Below are 10,305 nucleotides of genomic sequence, written 5' to 3' on the forward strand. Positions count from 1 at the left end.
GGTCTACAACACCCCGGGAGGCGCGGCCCGCGTCGGTCGCGCCAGGGTCGCCACGAGGTGCTCGACGAGCGGCACGGTCCACGCGACGTTCGCCGCGATGCCGCGGTTCGGTTCGTCGTCGGGCTGGTGCAGGCGGTGCAGGTCGTTGAAGGTCAGGAACGCGCTGGGCACGCCCGCCCGGTAGAACGACGCGTCGTCGGTGCCGGTCGTCGGCGGGAACCGGGTGACCAGCTCGAGGTCGGGCCGGGTGGCCGCGGCGTGCTCCAGCAGCGCCCCGCGGAACGCCGTCGAGAACGCCTCGGGGGCGCCGAACGCCTCCACGAAAGATCCGCGCCCGAGCCCATCGACGTTGAGCACGTAGTCGATGGCGTCGAGTTCGTCGGACGAGGCGCTGTCGACGAAGTGCCGGGACCCGCCCAGGTGCCACTCCTCGGCGGTGAAGAAGACGAGGCGGACCGACGCGACCGGCGGGGCCGCCGCCCACCGCTCGGCCAGCTGCAGCAGGGCGATCGTGCCACTGCCGTTGTCGTAGGCGCCGACCGTGTTGAAGAACGTGTCGTAGTGCGCGCAGAGCAGGATCGACCCGTCGCCCGTGCCGGGCACGTCGACGACCAGGTTGTCGCTGGTCGCGGCGTCGACCGGGCCGCCGTCGGCCTCGATCTCGACCTCGACGGGCTTGCCGTCGGCGATCCACTCGGTCAGCTGCAGACCGTCGACGCGGCCGATCGCGAGGTGGGCCACGTCGTGGTCCGACCCGGAGGGCAGCGGCTGCGGCGCGGCGGGTCCGTCGTCCCGCGCGTGCAGGTAGGCCACGACGTCGCCGTCGTCCGCCCGCACGACGAACTTCTGCCAGACCATCGAGTCTCCCCAGAGCCCCTGCGGGCCGACGGCCTCGACCGTGCCCCGGCGCGCACCGCCGGTCGATCCGCTCCAGAGCATCGGCCAGGCGGGCAGCTCACGGGCGATCGGCTGCTGCACCGCGACCCGGTGCACGCTGCCCGGCTGCCAGCCGGGCAGCGTCACGGGCTGCCGGGCGACCGGCCACCCGACCGCGGTCAGCCGCTGCTCGAGCCAGCCGGCCGCGGCCGCGATGCCTGCGGTGCCGTGGAACCGGGGGCCGTGCTGGACCAGGGCGACGAGGTCGTCGTAGGCGCGTTCCGCGCGCTGCGCCGCGGCCGGGTCGGTGTCGTGGGTCATGTCGTGCCTCTCGGTAACGGCTCTGGGGTCGGGGTCGGTGACGGTGTCGTGGTGGCGGTCGACGACGCGGCCGACGGACCGAGGAGGCGCAGCGCGGCCCCCCGGGCGGCCTGCGCCACCGTCGCCGCGGGCACCCCGAGCAGGTGCTGGGCCACGCGGGCGACGTCGTCCGTCCTCCCCCGGAACCACCAGCTGGCGAACCGGTCGGTGACCGCCTCGGGTCGCGGGCCGAGGACGGGCGTGCCCCGGGCCTCGATCTCGGCGAACCCGCCGAGCCCGCCGTCGTCGTCGTACAGGTGCAGCGAGTCTCCCCGGACCCCCGGGGACGGGTCGGGCTCCTCCGAGTACTCGGCCGACGGGTCGCTGTGGCTGCCGCGCACGAAGAGCACGGCACGGTCGTCGGCCGGGTCGCCGACCGCGCGCACGTACCCGACGCGTCCGGTGACGTGCGGTGCCGCGAATCCGATCTTGAAGCGGTCGGCACCGGTCAGCGACACGGCGACGCCACCGGGCACCTCGGCGAGCAGGTCGCCGACCGGCTCGTAGTAGTCGGTCACCTGGGTGTCGGGCACGGCCGCGACGAACGCCGTGCCGCCCGCCCGCACCTGGTCGAGCATCCACGACTCGGCCTCGTGCGCGCCGTCCGAGGTGATGCCGAGCCGCACCTCCGTCACGTAGCCGCCGTACTCGACGGCATCGACGAGCGGTGCGCCGCCGGGGCCCCCGGCCGACGCCCCGCGCAGGTGTCGCAGCGGGTGGGCCGCCGGCCGCACGACGAGCGTCAGGTCGGCCCGCACGAGCCCGGTCGGCTCCGTGAACGCCTCGAGCTGGGCGACCCGCGACAGCGTCACGCGGTCGCCCGTGCGGCCGAGGTCGTGGCGGCCGGGGTCGAGCGACGGCGGCATCTCGTAGCTGCCCCAGTAGTCGCTGCGGTCGCGGATCATGTAGGCGATCTCGGGCCCGATCCAGACCCGGTCGCCGCCGACGTTCCAGTCGCCCGAGTCGACCAACGCGCCGAACGCGTCGTCGTCGGCGAACGCGTCGGGCAGCCAGTTCTCGGCCTCGCCCTCGGCGAAGAAGGGTCCATAGACGCGTCCGCCGTAGGACGAGACGACCACGACGGCGTCGGCTCCGACGACCACCCGTTCGGAGGCGATGCCGGCCGCGGCGAGACGGGCCTCGACGGCGCGCAGGTCGATCGCGACCGGGCCGACCGGGCCGACCGGGTCGACCGGGCCGACAGTGGGCCCGGTCACGCGGCCACCTCGACGAGGGCGCTCGCGTGGAACGCGTCCTCGGCGCACAGCATGCCGACGAACCAGGCGTCCAGCCGGGCGTCGGTCACGTCGGCGGGCAGCTCGTCGACCAGCTGGTGCAAGAAGGCCACCTGGGTGCGGAAGCCGTCGGTGACGTGCAGCTCGATCCACCGTTGCACGTCGTCCGGTCGGGGCACGGCACGCTCGGCCGCCCGCGTGCACCACCGCAGGTAGAGCGTCTCGGCCGCGGCGAGGCTGGTGACGACCCCGGCGTAGCCGCCCTCGGCGAGTGCCGCCGTCACCGCCCCCTCGAGGACGGAGGCGCGGCGCAGCAGGTCGGTCGAGGTCGCGTCGTCGACCGGTCGCGTCGAGAGCAACCGCTCGAAGTACCGGCTCTGCGGACCGACGAGGTCGGCGACGGCCTCGGCGTGACGCTCGGCGCGGGACCACTCGGGCTGCTGCCAGAGGCAGTAGCCCGCGAGGCGGGCCGCCGTCCGGACGAACGCCTGCTCGATCGCGAGGTAGCGACCGAAGGCGGGGTCGTCGAGCGTGCCGTCGGCCATCCGGGCCAGCAGCGGGACCGACGCCGAGGCGTCGAGCTCGGCCGAGCAGCGGGCGACCAGCGCTGCCGCCCGTCCCGTGCCGACGCCCTCGGGCCGGGTCGTGCCCGCCATCGTCAGCGGCCGGTCAGCCACGACACGATGCCGTTGAAGACCCGGGCGTAGCCGTCCCACTCCTCGCAGAACGCCGGGGGCGCCCAGTGCGGCGAGCAGTCGCTCGTGAAGACCGCCGTGCGTCCCGCGCCTGCCTCGCCGACGACGACGAGCGGGTCGCCGTCGAGGCGGGCGAGCTCGACCGCGCCCGGCTTCACGACGGTGCGGTTGTAGCCGAGCAGCAGCGGCCACTCGGTGCCCGCGCCGCCGAGGGCGGGGTGCTCGGCGTCGAGCACGGTGGCGACGACGCCGGCCGGGCGCTCGACGCGGTCGTCCCCGGTCAGCATCTCGATCGGCAGCACGTCGGCGATCTCGGTGCGGGCGTAGCCCGCACGACCCTGCCAGCCCGAGAACGACAGGTAGCCGCCGATCATCAGCAGCGCGCCTCCGGCCTCGACCCAGCGGGCGAGCTCGCGGACGCGGTCGCGACCCGGGATGCTCTTCTCGAAGACGGCGGGCGCGAGCTGCAGCGAGTTGACGCCGATGTCGGACAGCACCACGACGTCGTAGGCGTCCAGCGCCTCCTGCGTCTCGGGGAAGTCGGTGGCGACGAGGTGGGCGGGCAGGTGGACGACCTCGTGGCCGCCGGCCTGCAGGGCCGTGCGCAGCTGCGCGACGCCCTCGGTGTACGAGTGGGCGGTGAACTCGTCGACGCCCTTGGTGTGGGTGGTCGCGGTGATCCAGCTCTCGCCGGCGATGAGGATGCGGGACATGGTGGGGCCTTCCGGTGGTGACGGGACGGTTCGGGACGAGGAGGCGCGAGCGGCTCGGTGCCGCGTCGTCGCCCCTCAGCGGGTCAGGGCGGCGCCCTCGAAGAGGTCGCGGACGTTACGGGTGCCGACGCCGTGCACGATCTCGGCGTCGACGCCGAGGTCGGTCAGCCGGTCGAGGAACACCGCGGGGACGTACGAGAGGCCGTTGCCGCCGTGCTTGCGCAACATGCTCTTGAGGAAGAGGTCGTGGCTGAAGAGCAGACGGCGGCCGAACCCGGCCGAGGCCAGGCGGGCGATGGCCGTGGCCGTCTCGACCGGCGACGGAGACTGCCCTTCGCCGGGCAGGGAGAAGCGGTACGGCATGCCGATCATGTCGAACTCGAGCCAGACCCCGCGCTCGGCGAGGCTGCGCTGGTAGTCGGGGTCGCTGCCGGACGGGTCCATGTGGCAGAGGACGACCGCCGTGGGGTCGACGCCCTCGTCGCGCAGCACGACGTCGAGCACGCGGCCGCCGTGCCGGACGAAGCCGGGCAGGTGCACGAACATCGGCAGGCCGGTCTCGCGTTGCAGGCGGCAGGCCGCGCGCAGCGAACGCTCCTCCCGCTCGGTGAACCCGGGCGAGACGCCGATCTCGCCGATCACGCCCGACCGGGGCACCCCGGTCTCGGCCGGGTCGGCCCGGTACTGCGCGACCAGGCGCGAGGCCAGGTCGTCGACGGTGTCGCGGCCCGTGGCCTCGGGGTGGAACCGCTCGAGGTACCAGCCGCCGCCGGTGACGACGGCGACCCCGCTGCGGCGCGAGATCTCGGCGAGACGGCGGGGGTCGCGCCCCTGTCCGTCCGAGGTCAGCTCGACGACCGTGCTGCCACCGAGCTCGCGGAACGCGACGAGCTCGTCGACCGCGTCGTCGTCGCCGTCGAGCACGCAGTTGTCGCGGCAGGCGAGCGGACGGTCGCGCAGCAACCAGGCGATCTCGGGAGTGACCGGGGCGTCGAACAGCTCGGGGAAGTCGGGGTCGGGTTCGAGCCCGCCCTCCTCGATGCTGTTGATCAGGTGCTCGTGCGGCAGCGTGTAGCCGAGGCGGTCGCTCGGCACGGGACCGGTGACCGTCTGCACGTCGACGACGGTGGTCGTCTCGACCCCGAACCCTCCGACGCGGCTCATCGGGTCACCCGCTTGCGCACCAGGTCGGTGAACGAGCCGCCCCGCAGGTTGATCCAGATGACGATGATCAGGAGGCTGCCGGTCACGATGGGCACGATGTAGGGGCTCAGGCCGAGCAACGTGAGGCCGTTGGTGATGACGCCGGTCAGGATCGCCCCGATCGCCGTGCCGATGACGCTGCCCTTGCCGCCCAGCAGGTTCGTGCCGCCGATCACGACGGCGGTGATGACCGTCATGGCGAAGTCGACGCCCGAGTTGGCGTCGCCCGACCCCAGTCGGGCCGCGGTGATGATGCCGGCCGCGCCGGCCGCCGTGCCGCTGAGCACGAGGGCCATCATCTTGACGAAGCGGGTGTCGACGCCCGCCCGGCGGACCGACTCCTCGTTCGAGCCGATGCCGGTGATGTACTGGCCGAACCGCATGCGCTGCAGCCCCACGATGCCGACGCCGACGATGATCAGCGCGAGCCAGGCCGGGTACCCGAGCCCGAACAGCCGGCCCTGCCCGACCTGGGCGAAGATCAGCCCCGAGCCGATGGCGATCGAGTAGCCCTTCGTGATCAGCAGGGCGACGCCCCGCACGATCGACATGGTGGCCAACGTGACGATGAACGACGGGATGCCCTGGTAACTCGAGAACCAGCCGTTGACCAACCCGCAGAAGGCTCCGACGGCCAGGCAGATGACGATCACCAGCACCGACTCGAGACCGGCCCGCAGCAGGACCGCCCCGATCACCGAGACGAGGGCGAGCGTCGACCCGACCGAGAGGTCGATCATGCCCGCCGTGATGACGAAGGTCATCGCGACGGCCACGATCGCCGCGGGGGCGACCTGCACGGCGACGTTCCGCAGGTTCGTGCCGGTGAGGAAGGTCGGGGTCGCCACCGAGAAGACGACGATGACGACCAGCGTCACGACGAGCATCAACAGGGTGGACTTGTTGACGCGTTGCAGGGCTTCCCAGCGGCGCTCGCGCACGTCGGTGGAGCCGTGTCCGCGACCCGGCTCGGGGCCGTCGGTGCGGGTGGGGTCAGAGGTCGTCGCGGTCATGCGGCAGCGCTCCCTTCACGGGTGATCATGTCGACGAGCGACTCGATGGTGAGGTCGTCGATGCGGGCGTCGTCGATGCTGCGCCCCTCGTACATGACGGTGATGCGGTCGCAGACCCGGAAGAGGTCCTGCAGCCGGTGGGTGATCAGGATGACGCCGACCCCCCGGGCCGCGACCTCCTTGATGAGGCGCAGCACCGACTCGACCTCGGTGACGGCGAGGGCGGCGGTCGGCTCGTCGAGGATCAGCACGTCGGGGTCGACCGACGCGGCGCGCGCGATGGCGACGGACTGGCGCTGACCACCCGACAGCTGCGAGATCAGCTGGTGCGTGGACGTGACGCGGACGCCGAACTCCTTGAGCACGGCCGTGGCCTCGGCGTGCATCGCCCCGACCTTGAGGAAGGGCCCGACCCGAGGCTCGCGGCCGAGGAACAGGTTGGCGGCGACGTTGAGGCTGTCGCAGAGGGCGAGGTCCTGGTAGACGATGCCGATGTCCTCGGCCTGGGCGTCGCTCGGGGACTGGAACCGCACCTCCTTGCCCTTGATGCTGATGCGGCCGCCGTCGTGCTGGACCGAACCGGCGAGCACCTTCATGAGGGTGGACTTGCCGGCGCCGTTGTCGCCGACCAGGCCGAGCACCTCGCCGCGCGCGAGGCGCAGGTCGACGCCGCGCAGGACGTCGACGGCGCCGTACGACTTGCGGATGCCCTGGAGTTCGACGAGCAGGTCGCCGGTGGTGACGTCGGCCATCAGCCCTCCAGGTAGTACGAGAAGTCGGCCAGGTTGTCGGGCGTGACGATCGTGATCGGCACGTCGACGGTCGCCGGCACGTCGGCGGTGCCGCAGGCCAGGTTGATCGCGGCCTTCGCGGCCTCGTAGCCGAAGCCGAAGGTGTCCTGCTGGATGACGGCCTTCACGTAGCCGTCCTGCAGTCCCTCGACGGCCGAGGGCGAGAGGTCCCAGCCGACGATCGTGACGCGGTCCTGGGCGCCCTGGCTCTTGACCGCGGCGATGGCGCCGTTCAGCGCGGGCTCGCCCGTGGCGTAGATGTACTCGAGGTCGGGGTTGCCGGTCAGCAGGTTCTCGGCCGCCGCCTGGGCGTCCTCGTTGACGTTCTGGCCGTCGACGATCGTGCCGATGGTCATGCCGCCGGCCTCGACCGCGTCGGTGAAGCCGTTCTGGCGCTGGATCTGGATCGCGCTGTTGAGCGCTCCGACGACGCCGACCTCGCCCTCGCCGCCGGTGATGTCGAGGAAGGCCTTCCCGAGCTGGGCGCCGCCGTCCTCGTTCGCCGTGCCCACGTACGAGTCGATCGCCGAGGCGTCCTCGACCGAACCGTCGGCCGCGACGACCGGGATGCCGGCCGCCTTGGCCGCCGTGAGCGCCGGGATCAGCGCGGTCGCGTCGACCGGGTCGACGATGAGCGCGTCGACCCCTGAGGCGACGAGGTTCTCGACGCCCGAGACCTGCGTGGCGCTGTCGTTGTCGCCGCTGACGATCTGCAGGTCGGCACCTGCCTCGTCGGCGACGTCCTGGACGCCCTCGTTCATCTGGGTGAAGAAGGCGGTCTGCTCGTTGATGTCGACCATGCCGAGCTGGAGGGTGCCGCCGCCGTCGGGGGCACAGGCCTGGGGGACGTCGGTGGGGGCCGGGCGGGTCGAGGTCGAGCCGCCGGACGCGGAGCCGGAGGCGGTGGTCGAGGACGAGTCGCAGCCGGCGAGGGTGCCGATGGCGATGGCGCCCACGGCGAATGCGGCGAGGACGGTACGGGTCGTGGGCATGAGGAGCCTTCCTGGGGAGGACGAGGTGGAGCATGCGGGACTGGCGAGGGGGCGATCTCGGTGGGGTCGAGATCGACGGGCAATCGATTTCCGTCGGGAACTGCGTCAAGAGTGACGCCTTCGTGTTTCGAGTGTCAACACCTTTGTGTTTCCGACGTGTAAAAGAGATCCGGGCCGGGCAATCGGTTTCCCGCGAGGGGACGATACGATGACGGCATCACCCGTCGTCCCCGGCGGCCACGCCCTGAGGAGCCCATGAACGCCGTCACCATCTCGGACGTCGCCCGCCGGGCGGGCGTCTCCGCCGCGACGGTCTCGCGCGTCATGTCGGCGTCGCGCCCGGTCGGCCGCGAGGTCGAGGCCCGCGTGCGGCTGGCGGCCGACGAGCTGGGCTACTCGGGCAACGGCATCGCCCGCGCCCTGCGCACCCGCCGCACCGACACGGTCGGCATGGTCGTCCCGAGCATCCTCAACCCGTTCTTCACGACCCTGGTCGACAGCCTCGAGAGCGCGCTGCACGGCGAGGGCAAACAGCTGTTCCTCTGCGACTCGCGGCAGGACCCCGCCGTCGAGGCCGAGCACCTCCGGTCGCTCATCGAGCGGCACGTCGACGGCATCGTGGTCAGCCCCGTGCACGACACCGAGAGCGCGGCGGCCGTCGCCGCGTCCGCCCGGGCCGTCCCGCTGGTGCAGCTCGACCGGCGGGTCGACGTCGCCGGCACCGACTGGATCGGCCTCGACGACGCCGAGGCGATGAAGCTCGTCCTGACGCACCTCGCCGGGACCGGTGCCCGCTCGGCCGCGTTCGTGACCTCCGAGCTGACGAACTCGTCGACGACCCTGCGCCTCCGGGGCTTCCGGCACTGGGCGGCCGAACTCGGCATCCGCGAGGTGCGCGACGGGGTCGTGCTCGGCGACTACTCGGTCGACAGCGGCGACGCGGCGGCCCGCCGACTGCTGACCTCCGACGACCGCCCGGACGCCATCGTCTGCGCGGACGACCTGATCGCCATGGGCGTGCTGAGGGCGGCCCGCGAGCTCGGGGTGTCGGTGCCCGACGAGCTGCAGGTCACGGGCTTCGACGACATCGTTTTCGCCTCGTACGTGACCCCGGCCCTGACGACCCTGGCGCAGCCGACCGACCGCATGGCCGCCGAGGCGCTGCGGCTGCTCTCGCTGCGGGGCTCCGACGACGGAGGACTCGGAGGCGCGCGCGTCTCGTTCGCGCCGAGGCTCGTCCGCCGGCAGAGCACGCGGTCGCCGACTCCCCAGCCCGCCTGACCCGACCGCCCCGTCGGGCGTCGGTCAGTGCTCGACGGCCCACCGCCCGCCGACGCGGCCGAACTGCTCGACGGCCCGCAGGACCGCCTCGACCGACACGGACTCGTCCACCGTGTGGACGACGGTGGGGTCGCCCGGGCCCCAGACCACGACGGGCACCCCGTCCTCGAGCGACCGCACGAGCACCGAGGCGTCCGTGAAGTACGAGGCGGGCGCCTCCGAGACCGGGGCGTCGAGCCCGGCGAGCCAGGGATGGTCGCGCGGTGTCCACACGGCGGCCAGGTCGAGGTCGACGCGGACGTCGGTCACCTCGGGCTGGCCACGCCACCAGTCGACGAGTTCGTCGACGTCCTCCCGGACGACGCGCAGGTCGATCCGCGCCTCGCAGACGTCGGGCACGATGTTCGGCACGCTGCCGCCCGACACGACGCCGACGTTGACCGTCTCGCGCCCGAGGTCGGCATGGGACGAGAGCGGCAGGTCGCCCAGGCGCCCGAGCACGGTCACCAGGTCGAGGATCGCGTTGTGGCCCCGCTCGGGCGTGCTGCCGTGCGCGGCGACGCCCGAGGTGCGGACGGTCGCCCAGAGCGCGCCGCGGTGACCGAGCACGACCTGCCCATCGGTCGACTCGGGGATCACCACGGCCCCCACGCGCAGGCCCGCGAGCAGGTCGACGACGGCAGGAGCACCGAGGCAGCCGACCTCCTCACCGGTCGAGACGGCGAGCGCGACGGGCGCGGCCTGACGCAGGAGGTCCCGCACGGCGACGATCGAGGCGGCCAGGCCGGACTTCATGTCCGAGGCACCCCGCCCGTACAGGCGGTCGCCGACGACGGTCGAGGCGAAGGGATCGTGGGTCCAGGCCGAGGCGTCGGTCACCGGCACGACGTCGGCGTGCGACGCGAAGACGAGCAGCGGCCGGTCGACGGCGACGGACGTCGGCGAGACCAGGAGGGCCGCGGGCTCGCCGTCGGCCCCGGGGGCGAAGGCGACCCGCGCCTCCTCGACGCCCTCGAACTCCGCGGCGACGCGGCGCAGGACGGCCGCCTCGCCCGGTGAGCCGCTGGTCGAGTCGATGGCGACGAGGTCGCGGAGCAGGGCGTTCACGGGCGGTGCGGACGGCGTCGGGGCGGTCATGCCGTCACG

General features: G+C 73.0%; 10 protein-coding genes. 1 reads left to right on the forward strand and 9 read right to left on the reverse strand.

Annotation, left to right across the window (positions count from 1 at the left end; genetic code table 11):
• Positions 1–3 precede the first annotated feature (3 nt).
• The 8 genes from HQQ78_RS10470 to HQQ78_RS10505 form a co-directional block, all read right to left on the reverse strand.
• On the reverse strand, positions 4–1,197 hold the full coding sequence (locus HQQ78_RS10470) for a M28 family metallopeptidase (protein WP_173153045.1): 1,194 nt from the start codon (positions 1,195–1,197) through the stop codon (positions 4–6).
• Positions 1,194–2,453 (reverse strand): hypothetical protein, encoded by a 1,260-nt coding sequence (locus tag HQQ78_RS10475; protein ID WP_173153047.1) that lies wholly within the window; start codon positions 2,451–2,453, stop codon positions 1,194–1,196. Before HQQ78_RS10475 ends, HQQ78_RS10470 begins: the two co-directional genes overlap by 4 nt.
• A complete protein-coding gene (locus HQQ78_RS10480; RefSeq protein WP_173153050.1) occupies positions 2,450–3,148 on the reverse strand; it encodes a TenA family protein in 699 nt (232 codons plus the stop codon). Before HQQ78_RS10480 ends, HQQ78_RS10475 begins: the two co-directional genes overlap by 4 nt.
• On the reverse strand, positions 3,130–3,879 hold the full coding sequence (locus HQQ78_RS10485; RefSeq protein ID WP_173153053.1) for a glutamine amidotransferase: 750 nt from the start codon (positions 3,877–3,879) through the stop codon (positions 3,130–3,132). Before HQQ78_RS10485 ends, HQQ78_RS10480 begins: the two co-directional genes overlap by 19 nt.
• Positions 3,880–3,954: 75 nt before the next feature.
• Positions 3,955–5,043, reverse strand: a complete 1,089-nt coding sequence (locus HQQ78_RS10490) for a phosphotriesterase (protein WP_159827359.1) — start codon at positions 5,041–5,043, stop codon at positions 3,955–3,957.
• The gene (locus HQQ78_RS10495) at positions 5,040–6,095 is read right to left on the reverse strand and encodes an ABC transporter permease (protein WP_052505095.1); all 1,056 of its coding nucleotides are present in this window, start codon (positions 6,093–6,095) and stop codon (positions 5,040–5,042) included. Before HQQ78_RS10495 ends, HQQ78_RS10490 begins: the two co-directional genes overlap by 4 nt.
• Positions 6,092–6,847, reverse strand: coding sequence for an ATP-binding cassette domain-containing protein (locus tag HQQ78_RS10500; protein ID WP_173153056.1), 756 nt, complete (start codon positions 6,845–6,847; stop codon positions 6,092–6,094). The genes HQQ78_RS10495 and HQQ78_RS10500 overlap by 4 nt, the downstream gene beginning before the upstream one ends.
• Positions 6,847–7,878 carry a substrate-binding domain-containing protein gene (locus HQQ78_RS10505; protein WP_159827362.1) on the reverse strand — a complete coding sequence of 344 codons (1,032 nt, stop codon included), beginning with the start codon at positions 7,876–7,878 and terminating at the stop codon, positions 6,847–6,849. The genes HQQ78_RS10500 and HQQ78_RS10505 overlap by 1 nt, the downstream gene beginning before the upstream one ends.
• A 255-nt stretch (positions 7,879–8,133) precedes the next feature.
• Between HQQ78_RS10505 and HQQ78_RS10510 the strand changes: the two genes are divergently transcribed.
• Positions 8,134–9,159: a LacI family DNA-binding transcriptional regulator gene (locus tag HQQ78_RS10510; RefSeq protein WP_173153059.1), complete on the forward strand. Its 1,026-nt coding sequence runs from the start codon at positions 8,134–8,136 to the stop codon at positions 9,157–9,159.
• Between the two features lie 24 nt (positions 9,160–9,183).
• Here the strand turns inward: HQQ78_RS10510 and HQQ78_RS10515 are convergent, their stop codons facing one another.
• Positions 9,184–10,296, reverse strand: coding sequence for a M20 family metallopeptidase (locus HQQ78_RS10515; protein WP_173153062.1), 1,113 nt, complete (start codon positions 10,294–10,296; stop codon positions 9,184–9,186).
• Positions 10,297–10,305 lie beyond the last annotated feature (9 nt).

The organism is Frigoribacterium sp. VKM Ac-2859 (genome assembly GCF_013204925.1).
Taxonomy (GTDB): Bacteria; Actinomycetota; Actinomycetes; order Actinomycetales; family Microbacteriaceae; genus Frigoribacterium.

Excerpts from the sequence above, each read along its gene's own strand:
- HQQ78_RS10505 (WP_159827362.1), bottom strand. The coding sequence starts at position 7,878 with ATGCCCACGACCCGTACCGTCCTCGCCGCATTCGCCGTGGGCGCCATC.
- HQQ78_RS10470 (WP_173153045.1), bottom strand. The coding sequence starts at position 1,197 with ATGACCCACGACACCGACCCGGCCGCGGCGCAGCGCGCGGAACGCGCC.
- HQQ78_RS10490 (WP_159827359.1), bottom strand. The coding sequence starts at position 5,043 with ATGAGCCGCGTCGGAGGGTTCGGGGTCGAGACGACCACCGTCGTCGAC.
- HQQ78_RS10485 (WP_173153053.1), bottom strand. The coding sequence starts at position 3,879 with ATGTCCCGCATCCTCATCGCCGGCGAGAGCTGGATCACCGCGACCACC.
- HQQ78_RS10500 (WP_173153056.1), bottom strand. The coding sequence starts at position 6,847 with ATGGCCGACGTCACCACCGGCGACCTGCTCGTCGAACTCCAGGGCATC.
- HQQ78_RS10495 (WP_052505095.1), bottom strand. The coding sequence starts at position 6,095 with ATGACCGCGACGACCTCTGACCCCACCCGCACCGACGGCCCCGAGCCG.
- HQQ78_RS10515 (WP_173153062.1), bottom strand. The coding sequence starts at position 10,296 with ATGACCGCCCCGACGCCGTCCGCACCGCCCGTGAACGCCCTGCTCCGC.
- HQQ78_RS10510 (WP_173153059.1), top strand. The coding sequence starts at position 8,134 with ATGAACGCCGTCACCATCTCGGACGTCGCCCGCCGGGCGGGCGTCTCC.